The following is a 19,956-nucleotide window of genomic DNA, read 5'->3' on the forward strand; positions in this document are numbered from 1 at the left end:
TCCGTGGTGGGGGTCAGCGGGGGGCCGTGGCCTGGGCCGCGGCCTCCCGGGCCTGTGCGGCAAAGCCGTTCTTGTTCTCCGAGACCCACTTCTGGGACGCGCGACGGCTGTCGAGGGCGCCGGTGAAGTGCGGTGCCACGTAGCGGGCGAGCAGCTCGTAGCTGCGCTTGGTCTGCTCGCGGGTGGCCCAGTCCTGGGTGTTGACCAGCAGGGTGCCGAAGCCGCCGCTCTCGCGCTGCATGCGCTCGATGCCCTCGATGGCGTCCTCGACGGAGCCGATGATCGCGGTGTGGGTCTCGACGGCCACCTCGGCCTCGCGGCCCTCGGGCAGCTTCGCGGAGGCGCCGACGGTGTCGCGCACGTACTCGCGGAACCAGTGGCTCATTCCGGCGCGGACCTGGTCGAGGGCCTCCTCGCGGGTCTCCGCGATGTGCACGCAGATCGCCACGCGCCACTTGGAGCGGTCCACGGTCTGGCCGTGCTTGGCGGCCTCCTCCTCGCCGGCGGCCCACAGCTGGGCCAGCGGCGGCTCCGACATGCCCGGGCGGCCCGCGAAGGTCAGCGCCTCCAGGCCGTACTGGCCCGCGAGGCGCATGCCGCGCTCGGTGCCGGCGCTGGCGACGGCCATGTCGAACCGCGGCTTGGTGTACGGGCGCAGGTGCAGCATGGCGTCGCGCAGCTCGAACCAGTCGGTCTTCATGGTGACCGGCTCGTCGCCCTTGAACAGGCGGACCAGCGCCTCCAGCGACTCGGCCATCATGCGGCGCTGGTCACCGGCCGAGATGCCCATCATGTGGGCGTCGGCGGGCGAGACCCCGGCGCCCATGCCGAACATGGCACGCCCGCCGCTCTGGTGGTCCAGCTGCACGATGCGGTTGGCCGCGGTCAGCGGGTGGTGGTACGGCAGGCTCACCACGCCGGTGCCGAGCTTGATGCGGCGGGTGCGCTCGGCCGCGGCGGCGAGGAAGACCTCGGGGGAGCTGACCGTGGACCAGCCGCCCGAGTGGTGCTCGCCCACCCAGGCCTCGTCGAGGCCGAGCTCGTCCAGCCAGTGGATCAGGTCCAGGTCCCGCCAGAAGGCGGTGGTGGGGTCCTCGCCCAGGGAGTGGAAGGGAGGAATGAAAGCACCGAACTTCAGCGTCATGACTGTATTCCTTCGAGGGGTCGGGCCGCCGATCCGGCGAGCCAGAGGGACAGCTGGTCGGCCAGCAGCCGCAGGCGCGGAGACTGCATGACCGTGTAGTGATCGCCCGGCAGCGCGACATAGTGGAAACCGGAGGGGAACAGCTGCGACCAGGCGGCGACCGCCTCGTCGGTGGAACCGTCCTCGGCGCGCAGGAACGCGGTCGCTCCCGCGTACGGCTGCGGCGCGTAGGACAGCAGGGCCCGGAAGTTGCGGGCGAAGCGGGTGTGGATCTCGCTGAACATCTCGAGACCGACGCCCGCGGGGAGAACATCGAGTTCGGCCGCCTTGGTGTACAGGATCTCGAAGGCCGCCTCGGGGCAGTCCGCCGCGCGGAACAGCTCCGGGTCCGGCTCCCACGAGGTACCGGCCAGGCCCGCCAGGTCCCGGCCGAACCACGAGAGCAGCACGGCGTCGTCGATCTCCGCCCGCTCCGGCGCCGGGCCCGGGGGCTCGAGCAGGTCGATCACCGCGAGGTGTTCGACCTGGTGCCCGGCGGCGGTCAGCTGCTGGGCCATCTCCAGGGCGATGACCCCGCCCATGGACCAGCCGCCGAGCCGGTACGGTCCCTGCGGAACCGCGGCGGTGAGGGCGGCGGCGTAGTGCGCGGCCAGCTCGGGCACGGTCTCGAGGACCTCGTCGTCCGGCACCTGGAGGGCGTAGAACGGCTGGTCCTCACCGAGCAGGCCGGCCAGTTCGCCGTAGCAGAGCACGTCTCCGCCGACCGGGTGGACGAAGAACAGCGGGGTCTGCGCGCCCCCGGTGCGGATGGGCACCAGCGCGGTGCGGCGCACCGACCCGCCGGCCTCCCGGATCGCTGCGGCGAGCAGGGCGATCGTGGGCCGGGCGAACAGGGTGGACAGCGGCAGCGAACAGCCGAGCCGGGCCCGGATCTCGGCCATCAGCCGGACCGCGAGCAGCGAGTTCCCGCCCAGGGCGAAGAAGTCGGTGTGCACCCCGAAGCCGGCGTCGGGGAAGAACTCGGCCCAGATCGAGGCGAGTTCGCCCTCCGTCAGATCCCGGGGGGCCTGTGCGGCGTCGCCGTCGGCGGCCTCGGCGCCGGGCACCGGCAGCGAGGAGCGGTCGACCTTGCCGTTGGCGGTCAGCGGCAGCTCGTCGAGGATCAGGATGTACTGCGGGACCATGTACGAGGGCAGGGCCGCGCCGATCGTCTTCGCGAGCAGCTCGGGCGTCACCTCGCAGCTGCGGTCCTCGTCGAGGACGACGTAGGCCACCAGGCGCTTGGCGCCCTGGCGTTCGCCGACCGCCGCGGCGACCGCGGCGCGCACCCCGTCGCAGGCCAGCAGCGCGGCCTCGATCTCGCCGAGCTCGATCCGGTACCCCTGGATCTTGACCTGGAAGTCCTCCCGGCCCAGGAACTCGATGTTCCCGTCCGGCAGGTACCGGCCCAGGTCGCCCGTGCGGTACAGCCGCTCGCCGGTGGCCGGGTGGCGCAGGAACGCCGCCCGGGTCTTGGCCTCGTCGCCGAGGTAGCCGCGGGCCAGGCCCACGCCGGAGATGTAGAGCTGGCCGGGCACCCACACCGGGCTGGGCTGCATGGCCTCGTTGAACACGTGGAACTGCTGGTTGAGCAGCGGCTTGCCGTACGGGACCGAGGTCAGCGACGGGTCGGCGTCACCGGTCACGTGGTGCGCGATCGACCAGATCGACGCCTCGGTCGCCCCGCCCAGGCTCCACACAGCAGCCTCGGGCGCCAGCGTGGCGATGCGCTCCGGGAGGGTCAGCGGGATCCAGTCGCCGCTCATCATCACCGTGCGCAGCGGCAGGGTCCCGGCCATCTGGGCGCCCAGCGCGTGCTCCGTGAACATCTCCATCAGCGTCGGCACGCTGTTCCACACGGTGACCCCGTGCGCGGTGACCAGCTCGGCCCAGCGGCCGGGCTCGCGGTGGGCGTCCGGGGCCGGCAGGACGATCGCGCCGCCGGCGGCCAGGATGCCGAACACGTCGTACACCGACAGGTCGAAGTTGAGCGCGGACAGGGCCAGGACCCGGTCCTCGTGCGTGATGCCGAACCGCTCGTTGATGTCGAGACAGGTGTTCAGGGCGCCCGTGTGCTCGATCATCACGCCCTTGGGCTGGCCCGTGGAGCCGGAGGTGAAGATGACGTACGCGAGGTCGTCGGGGCGCGCGGCCGAGGCGGGCACGGCGCCGGCGGGCACGGCGAGCGCCTCGGGGCCGTCCACGCTGAGCCGGACGGTCCCGTCCGGCCACCGGGTGTCGGCCTCGACGCGGCTCTGCGTCAGGACGAGGCGGATGTCCGACTTCTCGCACAGCAGCCGCAGCCGCTCGGTGGGCACCCCGGCGTCGATGGGCACGTACGCGGCGCCCGCCTTCAGCACACCGATGGTGGCGGCGACCTGCTCCCAGCCCTTCTCCATCACGATGCCGACGAAGGTGCCGGGGCCGGCGCCCTGCTCCAGGAGCCAGCGGCCCAGCCGGTCGGTGTGCTCGTCCAGTTCGCCGTAGGTGAGCTCGCGGCCGGGGGCGATCACCGCGACCCGTTCGGGGTGGTCGGCGGCCTGCGCGGCGAACGGCTCGTGCAGCAGCCCAGCGGGCAGCGGTCCGGCCGTCGCGTTGGCCGACCGGCGCACCTCGAGCTCGGCGGCCGGGGCCAGGGCGGGCGCCGGGCGGCGCCAGGCGTCCTCCTCGACGCACAGGCCGCGCAGCACGTCGAGGTACGCGCCGAACATCGCGTCGATCATCCCGGCGGGGAAGAGCTCCTCGATGACGTCCCAGTTCACGATCAGCGCGCCGGCGTCCTCGACCACCTGGTGGTCGAGCCACACCTGCGGGGTGCGGATCGAGCTGGAGACCTCCTCGCCGCCCTCGCCGATGGAGGTGAGGTGCTGGGCCAGGCCCATGGAGGCCGCGGAGTCCTCCTTGGCCGCGAAGTTGACGGTACTGGCGAAGACGACCGGCATGTTGGCGCGGGCGTTGCCGCCGCGGGCCCGGTTGAGCTCGCGCAGCACCGCGACACCGCTGACGTGGCTGTGCTCCAGGTCGTTCCACAGCTGGCGCTGGATGCGCCCGGCCCGCTCGCCGAAGGCGACCGAGGCGGTGGAGTCGATCTCCAGCAGGGTGGTGGCGCTGAAGTTGCCGAGCACGTTGCCGACCTGCTCGTGCAGCGGCAGCCGGTTGAAGAAGAGCACGTTCAGCGTGAAGCGGCTGGACTTGCTCCAGGAGGCCAGCACCTGGGAGTACGCCGTGCACAGCGCGGCCGACGGGGTGACACCGGCCGCCGAGGCGTACGCCTTGAACCGGGACCAGTCCTCGGCCTCGATCCGGCTGGAGCGGTGGGTGAACGCCGGAGCCTCGAGCGAGCCCGGGTCGGTGGCCAGCGGCAGTTCGGGAGCCGGCGGCAGGGTGTCGAGCCGCTCGCGCCAGTAGGCGAGCGAGGTCGCGTGCAGGTCGGTCTCCTCGACGGCCTTGGCCGTCACCACGTAGTCCCGGTAGGTGAGCGGGACCTCGGGCAGCTCGCCGGCCTCGCCGCGGTAGGCGGCGGCCCACTCGCGGAACATCATCGAGGTGCTCCACGCGTCGATGATCAGTGCGTCGAGTCCGATGTGCAGGCGGGTGCGGCCCTCGGTGACGCGGGTGGCGCGGATGTCGAACAGCGGCCACACCGCGGTGTCGAAGACCTGTCCGGCGACCTCGTCGTGGAGTTCGGCCAGGCGCGCGCCGCGCTCCTGTTCGCCGCAGCCGCGCAGATCGGTCGTGCGGATCTCGTACGGGGCGACCTCGGGCAGCACCTTCTGGTAGCCGTCCTCGGTCATCACGGCGCGCAGCATGTCGTGGCGGTCGATCACCAGGCGCAGGGAGTCCTGCAGCCGGTCCACGTCCACCCCGTCGAGGTCGACCTCGATGAAGAAGTACGTGGAGACGTTGCCCAGTTCGAAGGCGCTGGAGCGGCCCACCAGATAGGCCTGCTGGAGGTCGGTCAGCGGGAACGGCTCGTAGCGGGCCGCATCGTCGCGGATCAGCTCCGGCAGCCGCCCGCCGCCCGCGGTGGGCTGCGTCGCGGCGTCCTGGGTGCCCGCACCGGCCGGGGACTCCTCGGGGGTGCCGAGGGTCTCCAGGATCTGGTCGCCGAGCGTGCTGACGCTGCGGCCCTCCAGGAAGGCCACCAGCGGCAGCGAGACCCCGAGCGCGACGGACAGGGCCTCCTTGACCTCCAGGGCCATCAGCGAGTCCAGGCCGAGGTTCTGCAGGGGCTCGTCGCGGTCGACCGCGTCCGGGGAGGTGCCCAGTGCGCGGGCGACCGTCGCCGTCAGCAGCTCCCGTACGCCCGCGGCGTCCAGCGACTGCGGGGCGGCGGCCGGGGCGAGCGGGGCCGCGGCGGGCAGCGCCCGGGCAGCCGGGGCGGTCGCGCCGTCGGTGCGCAGCAGCTGGTCCTTCTCGGCGCGGCGCAGGCACACCCCGGTGGCCTCGACCACCGTGCGGCCCTGGGCGTCGTACAGCGCGGCCTCGGCGAGGAGCATCCCCTGCGGGTCGGGCGACGGCAGCAGCCGCACCCGGCAGTACGTCTCGCCCTGCGCGCCGGAGAACCCGTGGAAGGCGAACCGGTCGATGCCCACCAGCATGAAGGTGGCGTCCGCCGGGGTGCCCTCGGGCAGGCAGGCGAACAGGGACTGGAACAGCGCGTCGGTCTGGCCGGGGTGCAGCCGGTAGCCGTCGGCCTCGCCCGGGCGCGGGGCGCGCATCCTCGCGACGGCCTCGCCCTCACCGCTCCACACGTGCTCGATCCACTGGGCGGTGGGGCCGAGGTACAGCTTGCGGCGCCACATCCGGCGGTAGAACTCCTCGCCGGTGGTCTCCTCGGCGAGCGGGGCGCGCAGCGCGTCCAGGTCGGTCGCGGCCGGTGCGCCTGCGGGGAGTTCGGCCAGCTTGCCCTGCGAGTGCAGCAGCCAGCCGGCGCCGTCCCGCCGGGCGGAGTAGAAGCGGTACGCGGTGCGGCCGCCGGGCGCCGGGTCCAGCACGAGCTGCACCCGGGCCCGCTGGTCCTCTTCGAGGATCATGCTCTGCAGGACCAGGCACTCCTCGATCAGCGCGCCCGCGCCGCCGCCGTCGGCCCGGGCGGCCTCCAGGGCCGACTCCAGGTAGACGCCGATGTTGACGACGGGCAGCCCGTCCATCACACAGTCGCCCAGACAGGGGTGGCCGGTGGTGTCGAGCACCGCCGAATACTGCGTGGACTCCAGCGGGGAGGGCACCAGCTCGCCCAGCAGACGCGCGGAGCCGGCCTCGCCCGCGGCGGGCGCGGCCGACACCGGGCGGGCACTCGGCGTGAACCAGTGACGGGTGCGCTGGAAGGGGTACGTCGGCAGCGCGGCGCGCCGCCGGCCCCGGCCCGCGTCGTACGCGGCCCAGTCCACCGGCGCGCCCAGCGCGTACAGGGCGCCCAGGCTGTCCAGCGCCACCCGGTCGTCGTCGTGGCCCTTGCGCAGCGACGGCAGGAAGACCGGGGCCTGTTCGCCGTCCACCGCGCCGGGCACGAACCGCTTGGCCATGCCGGAGAGCGCGGGCTGCGGGCCGGTCTCCACGAAGACGCGGAAGCCCAGCCCGTGCAGGGCGGTCATGCCCCGCAGGAAGTCCACGGGGCGGCGGATGTGCTCGCGCAGATAGCCCGCGGAGAAGGCCTGCGGGCCGGTCAGCGGCTCGCCGGTGACGTTGGAGACGACCGGGATGCGGGGGGCCGCGTACGTCAGGGCGGCCGCCGCGGCCTCGAACTCGGCCAGCACCGGGTCCATCAGCGGCGAGTGGAAGCCGCGGGTGACCGTGAGCCGCTTGGACTTGACGCCCGCCGCGGCCAGCTCGTCCAGCAGCTGGTCCAGCGCCTTGGCGCCGCCGGACACGACCAGGGACTCGGGGCCGTTGACCGCGGCCAGCGACAGCTCGCCCTCGTACGGCGCCAGCGCCGCGGTGAGCTGCTCCTCGGTGGTGAAGACCGCCGCCATGGCGCCCTCCACCGACAGTTCCTGCATCATGCTGCCGCGGCGCACCGCGAGGGTCAGCGCGTCCTCGAGGGACAGGACGCCCGCCACGCAGGCCGCGACGATCTCGCCGATGCTGTGGCCGAGCACGGCGCCCGGTGTGACGCCCCAGGAGCGCCACAGCTCCGCGAGCGCGTACTCGACGGCGAACAGGGCCGGCTGGGTCCAGCGGGTCTCGTCCACGAGCGCGGCGTCGGCGGGCGCCGGGTGCAGCACGGAGCGCAGCGAGCGGTCCGTCAGCTCCGAGACGATGGCGTCGCAGCGGTCGATCGCGTCCCGGAAGACCGGCTCGCTCGCGTAGAGGCCCGCGCCCATGCCCGCGTACTGCGAGCCCTGGCCGGTGAAGAGGAAGGCCACCTTCGGCTGCGCGCCGCCGGGCACGTGGCCCGTGCGGACGCCGGCCGGCAGGAGCGCGCCGGGCGCGTACGCGGCCAGCTTCTCCCGCATCTCCTCGGCGGAGCCGGCGACCACCGTCAGCCGGTGCGCCAGCGGGGCGCGGCCGGTGGCGGCGGTGTGGCAGACGTCGGCGAGCGGGGCCGCGTCCGGCCCGCCCAGGTAGGCGGCGTGGCGGGCGGCCACCTCGGCGAGCGCGGCCGGGCTCTTGGCGGACAGCGCCAGCAGCTGCGCGGTGCGCTCGCCGTCGGCTCCGTCGGCGGCGGGCTCGGCGGCGGGCACGGGGGCCGGCGCCTCCTCGACGACGAGGTGGGCGTTGGTGCCGCTCGCGCCGAAGGAACTGATGCCCGCGAGACGGGGCTTGTCGCCGCGCGGCCAGGCGACGGCGGTGCGCGGGAAGGTGACCGAGAGGTCCTCGATGCCGATCTCCGGGTTCACCTCCTCCAGGTGCAGCTGCGCCGGGATCTCCTCGTTCTGCAGCGAGAGCACGACCTTGATCAGCCCGGCGATGCCGGCGGCGGGCTCCAGGTGCCCGATGGTGCTCTTGACCGAGCCGACGACCAGCTCCTCGCCCGGCGCGCGGCCGCCCAGTACGGCGTCCAGGGCGCGCAGTTCCAGCGGGTCGCCCAGCGGGGTGCCGGTGCCGTGCGCCTCCACGTAGCCGATCTCCGCCGGCTCCACGCGGGCCGAGGCCAGCGCGGCACGGATCACGTCCTGCTGGGCGGCGGCGTTCGGGACGGTGATGCCGCCGCTGCGACCGTCCTGGTTGACGGCGGAGCCGCGGATGACGCCGAGGACGCGGTCACCGGCCGCCTGCGCGTCGGAGAGCCGCTTGAGGACGACGACTCCGCAGCCCTCGCTGCGTACGTAGCCGTCGGCGCGGGAGTCGAAGGTCTTGCAGTGGCCGTCCGGCGCCAGCATGTTCGCCTTGTCGGCGATGGTGAACCACTCGGGCGACAGCAGGACGTTGACGCCGCCCGCCAGCGCCATGCCGGTCTCGCCGGAGCGCAGGCTCTGACACGCCAGGTGCACGCCGACCAGCGAGGACGAACACGCGGTGTCGACGGAGAGGCTGGGGCCCTGCAGGCCGAGCCAGTACGAGAACCGGCCGGCCGCGAAGGTGGAGGCGTTGCTGGTGAGGCTGTACGCCTCCAGCTCGGCCGGGTCGATCTGCTGCATCTGTCTTTGTACGTAGTCGTACGTGGTGACGCCGAAGTACACCCCGGTGTCCGTGCCGGTCAGGCCGGCCGGCGAGATGCCCGCGTGCTCCAGGGCCTCCCAGCCCACCTCCAGCAGCAGGCGCTGCTGCGGGTCCAGGGTGGCGGCCTCGCGCGGGGAGATCCCGAAGAACGGGGCGTCGAACCCGTCGACCCGGTCGAGGAAGCCGCCGAGGCGGCTGCCGTGCCGGGCGGTGTCCCAGCGGTCCTCGGGCACCTGGCGGATGCCGTCGCGGCCCGAGCTCAGGAACTCCCAGAACTCCTCGGGCGTCTCGGCGCCTCCGGGCATCCGGCAGGCCAGGCCGACGATGGCGATCGGTTCGGTGCGGGCGCGCTCGGCGGCGTCGAGCTCCCCGCGCAGGCGGCGGATCTCGCGCACGCTCTGCGCGAGTACGTTCTGCCGCTCGTGGTCCTTGTCGGTCATCGGGCTCCTCCGGCTGCGTGCGTCGGGGAACCGGACTCCGCGGCCAGCACGGCGAGGAGTTCGGCTTCGGAAAGGTCGTCGAGGGATGTGTCGTCCCCGGACCCGAAAAGGTCCGAAGGCACCTGCAGTGCGGGGGTGGGGATGGCGGTGGGGATGGGTGCGGCGGACGGGGCCGCGGACGGGTCCGCGGAAGCCTGCGGGCCGGCGTCGGCCGCCGCCCGCTCCGCCAGCGTCAGCAGATGCGCGGACAGCGCCTCCACCGACGGGTGTTCGAACATCACGGTCGCCGGGAGGCGGCGGCCGAGCAGGGTCTCCAGCCGGATGCGGGCATCGCGGGCGAGCGTGGAGTCCATGCCCATCTGGAAGAAGCCGGCCGTCCGGTCGACCCGGTCGGGGCTGAGTTCCAGGGTTCCGGCCACCGCCGCGGCGACCTCACCGCGGACCAGCTCGGTGCGGGCGTCGCCGGGCTCGGCGGCGGCCACGGCCGCCACCAGCCTGGGCAGCCGCTCGCGCCCCTCCGCGGCGTCCGGCTCGGGCGCCGCGCCACCGGCGAGGGCGACGGCCGGCACCGGGCCGGCGGCGCCCGACGCGCGGAACCAGAAGCTCTCGTGCTGCCAGGCGTACGCGGGCAGCGGTACGGGACGCGCGGGCGCCGCCGGCAGCAGCTCGGTCAGGCGGGCGGGCAGGCCGTGCGTGTGCAGAGCGGCCAGGATCTCCAGCAGGCCGTGCGCCTCCGGCTCGTCGCGCCGCATGGACGGCAGGGCCAGCCCCTCGCGGCCGGTGTGCTCGAAGGCCTGCTCGACGGCGGACAGCAGCGTCGGGTGGGGGCTCATCTCGACGAACACCCCGTGGTCGCTGTCGATCAGCCGGCCCACCGCGTCCCAGAAGAGCACCGGCTCGCGCAGGTTGCCCGCCCAGTACTCGGCGTCGAAACCGGAGCCGTCGCACAGTTCGCCGGTGACGGTCGACAGGACCGGCACCTTGCCCGCCCGGGGCTCGATGCCCTCCAGCTCGGCCAGCAGGTCCTCGCGCAGGGCGTCGACCTGGGGGCTGTGCGAGGCCACGTCCACCTTGACGTGGCGGGAGAAGACGTTGCGGGCCTCGAGGGCCTTGGCGAGCTCGGCCAGCACCTCCGGGTCACCGGAGAGCACCGTGGAGGTGGGGCTGTTGCTGACCGCGACCGAGACCCGGTCGCTGTGGTCCGCGACGAACTCGGCGGCCTGGTCGAACGGCAGGCCCACCACCAGCATCGCGCCCTGCCCGCTGATGCGGCGCAGCAGGAAGCTGCGGCGGCAGATGACGCGGGCCGCGTCGTCCAGGCTCAGCACGCCCGCCACGTACGCGGCGGCGACCTCGCCCATGCTGTGGCCGACCACCGCGTCGGGCTCGACGCCGAAGGCCCGGGCCCGGGCGGCGAGTCCGACCGCGATGGCGAACAGGGCCGGCTGGATGACGTCGATCCGCTCCAGCGGTGCCCCGTCCTCCAGACCCATGATCGTGTCGATGACGGAGAACCCGCCGTCGGTCCAGCGCTTGAAGGCCTCGTCGCACTCGGTCACGGCGGCCTTGAACACCGGGCAGACGCGCATCAGTTCGCGGCCCATCCCGGCCCGCTGGGCGCCCTGGCCGGGGAAGACGAAGACGACCTTGTCGGCGATGTCGCCGCCCGTGCGGCCGGTGATCACGGAAGCCGGGGACTTGTCCGCCAGCCACATGTCCAGCCGCTCGGCGGCCTCGGCGTGCGTGCTCGCGGCGACCGCGAGCCGGTGTGCGTGCCGGGTGCGCCGGGTGGCGGCGCCGTGCACCAGAGCGGAGAACGGCTCCTGCCGCGTCTGCGGGTCCTGGAGGTGGTCGCGCCAGGCACGGGCCATCGGGACCAGCGCGTCGGCGGTGCCCGCGTAGACCGGCAGCAGCCAGGGGCCCTGCGCGGCCTGCGGCACGCCGGGGGCCACAGCCTCCTGGACGCCGTCGTCCTGCGGGGCCGGGCCGAGGACGACATGGGCGTTGGTGCCGCCCGCGCCGAAGGAGCTGACGGCGCCGTGGCGGCGCTCGGCGGGCTCGTCCCAGCCCGCCGCCTCGGTCGGGATGCGCAGCCGTCCGCCCTTGAGCGAGATGTGCGGGTTGACCTCCTCCAGGTGGAGGTTGGGCGCGATGGCCCGGTGGTGGATGCTCAGCGCCACCTTGATCAGGCCGGCCAGTCCGGCGCCCGCCTCCAGGTGGCCGATGTTGGTCTTCACCGACCCGAGCGTGCAGCTCCCGCCGCCCGCGTCCGCGGTCCCGTACACCTCGTGCAGTGCCTCGACCTCGATCGGGTCGCCGAGGCTGGTGCCGGTGCCGTGCGCCTCCAGCAGGGTGACCTGCGAGGGCTCCAGCCGGGCGGAGCGCAGCGCCGCCTTGATGACATCGCGCTGGGACAGGCCGCTGGGCGCGGTCAGGCCGTTGGTCAGGCCGTCCTGGTTGACGGCGGAGCCGCGGATGACGGCCCAGATCCGGTCGCCGTCCGCGACGGCGTCCGAGAGCCGCTTCAGGACGAGCACGCCGACGCCCTCGCCGCGGGTGTAGCCGTCGGCCTTCGCGTCGAAGGTCTTGCAGCGGCCGTCGGGGGCGAGCGGCAGGCCCTTGGAGTGGGCGACCGTCATCGTCGGCGACAGGATCAGGTTCATCCCGGCGGCGACCGCGGTGGAGCACTCCTGGGTGCGCAGGGACTGGCAGGCCAGGTGCACGGCCACCAGCGAGGACGAGCAGGCCGTGTCGACGGTCATGCTCGGTCCGCGCAGGTCGAGCTGGTACGAGAGCCGGTTGGAGATGATGCAGTTGGTGCCGCCGACGACGGTGTACGTGTCGAGGCCGGCCGGGTCCTCCAGCTGCATCTGGAGGTAGTCGGTGGCGTTGGCGCCGACGAACACGCCCGTCGCGCTGCCCTGGAGCTTCTCCCGGGGCAGGCCCGCGTCCTCCAGCGCCTCCCAGGCCACCTCCAGGAAGTGCCGCTGCTGGGGGTCCATGCGGGCGGCCTCGCGCGGGGATATGCCGAAGAAGTACGGGTCGAACCGGTCCACCCCGTCGATGAACCCGCCGAAGCGCATGGTGGTGCGGCCCGCGGCGTTCGGGTCGGGGTCGTAGTAGGCGTCGGCGTCCCAGCGGTCGCCGGGCACGCCGGTGATCGCGTCGGTGCCGGAACTGATCATCTGCCAGAAGTCGCCGGGGGAGCGGACCCCTCCCGGCAGTCGACAGCCCATGCCGACGATGGCGATGGGCTCGTGGCGCTTCTGCTCCAGTGCGTCCAGCCGGCCCCGCAGCATGCGGACGGCGGACAGTGCCTTGACGAGGGCGTCCCCGGAGCGGTCTTCGGCCGGGGCGGCCCCGGCGGCGGTGCTGCTGCTCACTAGAAGGTCTCCATCCGCTCGCTCAGTTCCGCGAGTTCACGTTCAAGGAGGGCCTCGAGGCTCTCCGGGTCTGCGTCACCGTCCGCCGCCGGGGGCAGGACGGGGGCTTCGGCTTCGGGGCTCTGCTCGAGGGCCTCGTCGCCGTCGAGCGCGATGCCCGCCTTGCCTGCCAGGAACGGCGCGATGTCGCGTACGGTCGGGTAGTTCCAGATGAGCGTGGCCGACAGCTCCACGCCGAAGGCCGCCTCCAGGCGGTTGCGCAGCTCCAGCGACATCAGCGAGTCGATGCCGAGCGAGCGCAGCGGGGTGTCGGGGTCGATGCGGCGGGCGGGGAGCTTGACCACCTGCGCGGTGATCTCCCGTACGGCGGTCTCGAAGGCGGCCCGCCGCTCCGCCACGGGCAGTTCGGCCAGCCCGGCGGCGATCGCCCCGTCCGCCGGTCCGCCCTGCGCGTCGTCCTGGCTCGCGGCCAGGACGGGTACGGAGTCCAGCCTGACGACGCGCAGCCCCTCGGCCTCGGCCAGCAGGGTGCCGTCGGAGGACAGGATCCGCACGCGGGCCTGCCAGTGCCGGTCGTCGCCGGCCTGCTCGCACTGCGCGTACGCCCACAGCTCGCCGGCGAGAGCTCCGTACACCGTCAGCCGGCCGATGGACTCGCTGACGAAGCACTGGGTGACGCCCTCGCCCCACGCGGCGCCGAGCAGCGGGGCCACGGCGGACTGCAGGGCGGAGTCGAGCAGCGAGGGGTGCACCCGGTAGCCGGGGTCGGCGGGCAGGGCCGCCGGGTCGGGTGCGATCCGGGCCAGGGCGGCGCCTTCGCCGCGCGAGAGGCTGGTGATTCCCTGGAAGGCGGGCCCGTAGCCCAGGCCGCAGGCGGCGAGCGCCCGGTAGTAGGCCGGTCCCTCGAGGGTCTCGGTCAGCGAACCTGCCAGCGAGGCCGGATCGCAGGGCTCGCCCGGGTCCGGCGCGGCGCCGAAGACCGCCCGGGTCTCGGCCACGCACAGCGGGCCGTCGTCCTCGCGGACGAAGAAGCGGATCTGCGCCCGCTCGCCGTCCGAGCCCTCCAGTACGGCCTGCACCCGGCGCACGCCCTGCGCGGGCAGGATCAGCGGCTCCCGGAAGGCGAACTCCTCCAGTACGGGCTCCTCGCCGGGCCGGACCTGGGCGCACATCGCGAGGGCCATCTCCGCGAATCCGGCGCCCGGCAGGACCGCGGCCCCGCCGATGCGGTGGTCCGAGGCGGTGGCGGCCGCACTGTCGAAGTCCATCTGCCAGTAGTGCGTCCCCGGGGTGACGGGGGAGTCGAGCCGCTCGCCGAGCAGGCCGCGGCGCAGGGCCCGGCCGCCTGCGGCGCCGGTGCCCGGGCCGGGGGCGTCGATCCAGAACCGCTCCCGCTGCCACGGGTAGTGGGGCAGCTTCGCCGCGGGGGCCGGGGTCAGCGCGCGGTCCACCCGGGCCGGGGCGCCCAGGACGTGCAGCCGGCCCAGCGAGCCGAGCAGGGTGTCGCGTTCCTCCTCGCGGCGGCGCAGCGAGGGCAGCGCGGCCACGGTCGTACCGCTCTCCGCGGCCACCTGCTCCACGGCGGGCAGCAGGATCGGGTGCGGGCTCATCTCGATGAACACGCTCACGCCGTCTTCGACGAGACGGGCCACCTGGTCGGCGAAGAGCACCGGCTCGCGCAGGTTGTTGGCCCAGTAGTGGATGTTCATCTCGGTGCCGGAGGCCACCGAGCCGGTCACGGTCGAGTAGACGGGGACGGTTCCGGCCCGCGGGGCGATGCCGTCCAGCGCGGACAGCAGGTCCTCGCGCAGCGGGTCCATCTGCGGGCTGTGGGAGGCCACGTCCACCTTGACCCAGCGGCAGAAGACCTGGTCGGCCTCCAGCCGCCCGGCGATCGCGGCGAGCGCGTCACGGTCGCCGGAGAGCACGGTGGAGCGGGGGCTGTTGTTCACGCCGACCGACACCAGGTGCTCCTGGCCGGCGAGGAGCTCGCGGGCCTGGGCCATCGTCAGCTCGCAGGCGAGCATGGCGCCCTGGCCGGCGGCGCGGCGCAGCAGCAGGCTGCGGCGGCAGATGATCCTGGTCGCGTCCTCGATGCCCAGCGCGTCGCTGACGTGCGCGGCGGCGACCTCGCCCATGCTGTGCCCGATGACCGCGGCGGGCTCGATGCCCCACGAGCGCCACAGTGCGGCGAGCGCGACCTCGACGGCGAACAGCATCGGCTGGACGACGTCGATGCGGGTCATCTGCGAGCTCTCCTCGTCGGCGCACAGCTCGGCCTCGATCGACCAGTCGATCCAGGCCCGGGCGGCGGCGTCGGTGGTACGGATGGACGCGGCGAACGCCGGTTCTGTGCGGAGCAGTTCGCGGCCCATCCCGATCCACTGGGAGCCCTGGCCGGGGAAGACGAACGCGGTCCGCGGCCTGGATTCCGCCGGCTTCGCGCCCTCATACAGCTGCGGCGGGCGCTCGCCGTCCGCGTGGGCGGCCAGCGCCTCGGCGAGCTCGGCCGTGTCACGGGCGACGAGCGAGAGGCGGTAGGGGTGGTGGGCCCGGTCCAGGCCCGCGCGGGCCAGGGCCGGCAGCAGGTCCGCGCCCGGCGCGGCGTCCGCGAGGGCGGCGGCGACGGAGCGGGAGAGGTCGCGCAGGGCCTGCGGGGTGCGCGCGGAGAGGGTGAACAGCTGGGCGGCGGGCGGGCGTTCGTCCGGCAGCCGCACTTCGAAGCCGAGCCCGGCGAGGGCGGTGAGGGTGTCCACCAGCCCTGCGCGGTCGTCGTCGCCCTCGCGGCGCATGGTGGTCAGTACGGACGCGGTGCCTCCGTACTCCTCGGCGGACTGGCGCAGCGCGGGGGCCAGCACCGGGTTGGCGCTGATCTCCACCAGGACGCCGGTTCCGCTGGTCAGCAGGTGGGCGGTGGCCGGGGCCAGCAGCACGGGCCGGCGCAGGTTGCGGACGAAGTACGAGGCGTCCGCCTCCCGCCAGTCGAGCGGTTCGCCCGTCACGGAGGAGATCATCGGGATGCGGCCGGGCCGCGGGGTGAGCGTGCCGATGGCCGCTTCGAGATCGGCGGTGATCGGGTCGATGCCGGCGCTGTGGGCCGGCAGGTCGACGCGGATCATGCTGCACAGCACGCCCTGGGCCTTCAGCTCGGCGACCAGGGCCTCCAGCGCGGCGCGGGGGCCGGCGAGGCCGGTGGTGCGGGGGCCGTTCTGGGTGGCGACCGAGATGTCCTCGCCGCCGATGCGGTCGTCGATGCGCTGCTGGATGTCGGCGGCGGAGAGTTCGACGACGGCCATTCCGCTGCCGGAGCCGGCGACGCGGCGCTGCTGGTCGCTGTAGTGGTGGATGAGGCGGACCGCGTCCGGCAGGTCCAGGATGCCGGCGATGACGGCGGCGGCGATTTCTCCGAGGCTGTGGCCGACGACGGCGTCCGGGCGGACTCCGGCGGCCTCGAGCCAGGCGGCGATGCCGACCTGGATGGCGAAGAGTACGGGCTGCATCACCCCGACGTCGCCGCTGCGGGAGGTGTCCTCACCTGCGTGCAGTTCGTCCAGGAGCGACCACCCGGTGTACCGGGCGAGTTCGCGGTCGCACTCCTCCAGTACGGAGCGGAAGACCGGTTCCGTACGGAGCATGGTGCGGGCCATCCCGATCCACTGCTGGCCGTACGGGGAACATACGAAGGCCACCTGCGGGCGGCCGGCGGGGTCGGCTTCGGTGCCGGGGCCGGGTCTCTCGAGCAGGGTCAGCGGCGCGGGCGCGGTGACGGCCTCGAGCACGACGTGCACGTTGGTGCCGCCCCAGCCGAAGGCGCTCACCCCGGCCCGGGCCGGGCCCTGCCCGGTCTCGGGCCACGGCTCCTGAGCCGCGGCGACCCGCAGGCCGAGCTCGTCGAAGGGTATGTGCGGGTTCGGCGTCTCGAAGTGGATGCTGGGCGGAATGCGGCGGTGGCGCAGCGCGAGGGCCGTCTTGACCACGCCGGCGATGCCGGCGGCCGCCTCCAGGTGGCCGATGTTGCTCTTGACCGACCCGATGCGCAGGGGCGCGTCCGCGTCGCGGCCGCGTCCGTAGACCGCGCCGAGCGCGGTGGCCTCGACCGGGTCGCCGAGCGCGGTGCCCGTGCCGTGGGTCTCGACGTACTGGACCTCGGCGGGGGAGACGCCGGCCTGGCGGCAGGCGGCGCGCAGTACGGCCTCCTGTGCGAGGGGGTTGGGGGCGGTGAGTCCGTTGCTCAGGCCGTCGTTGTTGGTGGCCGTGCCGCGGATCGTGCACCAGATGTCGTCGCCGTCGGCCAGCGCCTTGGACAGCGGCTTGAGGACGATGGCCCCGGCGCCCTCGCCGCGGCCGAAGCCGTCGCCGCGGGCGTCGAAGGCCTTGCACCGGCCGTCCTGGGAGAGGCCGCCGAACTTGCTGAGCGAGACCATCGTCTCCGGGCTCAGCAGCAGGTTCACCCCGCCCGCGACGGCGGTCTCGGACTCGCCGGACCAGATGCTCTGGCAGGCCAGGTGGACCGCGAGCAGGGACGAGGAGCACGCCGAGTCCAGGACGACGCTGGGGCCGGTGAGCCCGAGGACGTAACTGAGCCGGTTGGCGACCATGTTCAGGGCCCGGCCGGTGGCCGAGTGCAGGGAGGCGCCGGCGGGGTCGGCCGCGCCGAGGTCGGCGTAGTCGTGCCAGATCGCCCCGGCGAAGACACCGGTCGCGGTGCCGGACAGCCGGCCGTCGGAGAGGCCCGCGTCCTCCAGGGCCTCCCAGGCGACCTCCAGGAAGAGCCGCTGCTGCGGGTCCATCTCCTGCGCCTCGCGCGGGGAGATGCCGAAGAAGAGCGGGTCGAAGGTGTCCACCGGGCCGCGCAGGAAGCCGGCCTGGGAGGTCACCATCTTGCCGGCGGCGGCCGGGTTGGCGTCGAGATAGGCGGCGGCGTCCCAGCGCTCGGCCGGCACCTCGCTCACCGCGTCGGTGCCCGAGCTGAGCAGCTCCCAGAACTCCTCGAGGCTCTCGGCCTGCGGGAGCCGGCACGCCATGCCCGTGATGGCGATCGGCTCGCGTTCGCGGGGAGCGGCCCGGAAGGTGTCCGGGAGTTCGGCGGGCGCGTCGGACTCGCCCGCGACGACGCGGGCGGCGAGCGCCGCGATGCTGGGGTGCGACCACATGAGTGCCGGGGAGAGCCGGGTACCGGTCAGCTCCGAGAGGTCGCCCATGAGGGCGACGGCGCGCATCGAGTCGATACCGATGGTCGTGAAGAGATCGTCGTCGCGGATCTCGTCGGGCGCGCGCCCCGACCGTACGGCGATCTCGCTCCGCAACCAGTGCGACACTGCCTCGACGTTGTCCATACGGGACCCGTCGACGTGCCCAGAGTCCTTGCCCATCTGCATGAGAACCCCCTCCGCTTGTACATAACGCTGAAACACTTGAGCGCTGATGGATCGTTCTTCGACCGGTCGCGGGGGCGGGACGGCTTGTCCCGCCATGTCCGGGATGCTTTGAACTGGGCCTGCAATAAAGGGAGTTGGATTCCGTTTATCGGCAGAATGGACAGTGCCCGCCGACCCCGAAGGGTGGGCGGGCACTGAGGGCGGCGCGGCGCGCGCCGGGTCAGGAACGGAGGCTCGGCTCGTCCTTCGCCGGGGCGGGCGGGGCCGCGGGGGCGCCCGGTGCCGTGGCACCCGGCGCAGTGGCGCCGGGGGCCGTGGCACCCGGGGCGGCCGCGCCCGGCGGGGGTCCGGGCGGGGCCGGCGGGGTCTTGGGGAGCCAGCGCAGGGCCACGAGGACCGAGACGAGGGCGACACCGGCGACCACGAACAGCGTGGACTGCATGCCGCTGACGTAGGCGTCGGAGGCCTTGGCCAGCAGGGCCGGGGCCTGGTCGCCCAGCTTGGCGGCCTGGACGGCGCGTACGGTGCCGCCGATGGATCCGGCGGCCTCGTCACGCAGGGCCTCCGGAAGGACGTTCACCGCGTCACCGATCGAGGAGCGGTAGCCGGAGCTCAGCAGGCTTCCGATGATCGCGATGCCGAGGGCGCCTGCCACCTGACGGGCGGTCTGCGAGACCGCCTGGCCCGCGCCCGCCTTGACCGGAGGCACGACGGACATCAGCGAGGCGGTGGCGGGAGCCATGATGGAGCCCCAGCCGATGCCCAGGAGCAGCTGCGCGACGACCAGCAGCCAGGTCGGCGTACCGGCGTCGAAGAAGGCCGCGCCCACGGCGTACAGGGCGATGGCCGCGGAGCCGGCGGCGACCACGGCGCGGGGGCCGAACTTCATGACGAGCTTGGGGCAGCGGGCCGAGACGACCATGGAGCCGATGCCCATGGGCAGGACGAGCAGACCGGCTTCCAGCGGCGAGAAGCCGAGGACGGCCTGGAAGTAGAACTGCGAGATGAAGATCGAGCTGATGAGCGCGAAGAAGCACAGGGCGATGGCGCCGGTGCCGGCCGCGAAGCGCGAGTTCTTCAGGAGGCTGACGTCGAGCGAGGGCGCGGCGATCTTCTTCTCGAAGAGGACCAGCGCGACCAGCAGGACCACACCGCCCGCGATGGCGCCGAGCGCACCGGTGCTGGTCCAGCCGTCCTCGCCCGCGAGGACGATGCCGTAGACCAGCAGGCCGACGGAGACGATGGACAGCAGCACGCCGAGCGGGTCGAACGCGGTGCGGACCGGGTTCTTCGACTCGGGCACCAGCGCGATCATCAGGGCGACGGCGATGACGATGAGCGGGGCGTTGATGAGGAAGATCGAGCCCCACCAGAAGTACTCGAGCAGCACGCCCCCGAGTACCGGACCGACCGCCATGGCCACACCGGCGGCCGCGGCCCAGCCCGCGATGGCCTTGGGACGCTCGGCCGGCGGGAAGACGTTCATGAGGATGGCGAGGGTGACCGTGGGCACCACGGCCGCGCCGACGCCCATGACGGCGCGCCAGATGATGAGCTGGACGATGTCGGTCGCGAAGGCGCCGAGCACCGAGCTGACACCGAACAGGACGAGACCGGTGATCAGGGTCTTCTTGCGGCCGAACCGGTCGGCGCAGACGCCACCGGTGAAGAGGAACGCCGCGAAGGTGATCAGGTACGAGTCCAGCGCCCACTGGAGCTCGCCGTTGGTCGCATCAAGGCTCTGCTGAATGGGATTGAGTGCGACGTTGATGATCGTGAGGTCCATGACCACGACCAGCACCGTGGATGCGAGCAGAGCCAGGATCGCCCGGCGGCGCCCGCTGCTGACTTCGGGATTCATTGCCCGTCCTTCGTAGAGTTTTTCCTCTGATGGCCGCTGCCGCTGCCGCTGCCGAAGTCCGCGCTGCGAGCGCAGCGCGGACCTCGGTTCAGGTCGCCGGGCCGAC

The 19,956-nt window shown here is 73.6% G+C and carries 5 protein-coding genes; all 5 read right to left on the bottom strand.

The genetic code is table 11. From position 1 onward, the window contains the following. Nucleotides 1–13 precede the first annotated feature (13 nt). The 5 genes from JIW86_RS40365 to JIW86_RS40385 all read right to left on the bottom strand — a co-directional run bounded on the left by JIW86_RS40365 (nt 14) and on the right by JIW86_RS40385 (nt 19,850). A complete protein-coding gene (locus tag JIW86_RS40365) occupies nt 14–1,144 on the bottom strand; it encodes an LLM class flavin-dependent oxidoreductase (RefSeq protein ID WP_257559705.1) in 1,131 nt (376 codons plus the stop codon). Then, nucleotides 1,141–9,228 carry a non-ribosomal peptide synthetase/type I polyketide synthase gene (locus tag JIW86_RS40370; protein ID WP_257559706.1) on the bottom strand — a complete coding sequence of 2,696 codons (8,088 nt, stop codon included), beginning with the start codon at nt 9,226–9,228 and terminating at the stop codon, nt 1,141–1,143. The genes JIW86_RS40365 and JIW86_RS40370 overlap by 4 nt, the downstream gene beginning before the upstream one ends. Beyond that, on the bottom strand, nt 9,225–12,611 hold the full coding sequence (locus tag JIW86_RS40375) for a type I polyketide synthase (RefSeq protein WP_257559707.1): 3,387 nt from the start codon (nt 12,609–12,611) through the stop codon (nt 9,225–9,227). The genes JIW86_RS40370 and JIW86_RS40375 overlap by 4 nt, the downstream gene beginning before the upstream one ends. After that, nucleotides 12,611–17,989: a type I polyketide synthase gene (locus tag JIW86_RS40380; protein WP_257559708.1), complete on the bottom strand. Its 5,379-nt coding sequence runs from the start codon at nt 17,987–17,989 to the stop codon at nt 12,611–12,613. The genes JIW86_RS40375 and JIW86_RS40380 overlap by 1 nt, the downstream gene beginning before the upstream one ends. 220 nt (nt 17,990–18,209) lie before the next feature. Beyond that, nucleotides 18,210–19,850, bottom strand: a complete 1,641-nt coding sequence (locus JIW86_RS40385) for an MFS transporter (protein ID WP_257559709.1) — start codon at nt 19,848–19,850, stop codon at nt 18,210–18,212. Nucleotides 19,851–19,956 lie beyond the last annotated feature (106 nt).

Source organism: Streptomyces sp. NBC_00162, from assembly GCF_024611995.1.
GTDB lineage: Bacteria > Actinomycetota > Actinomycetes > Streptomycetales > Streptomycetaceae > Streptomyces.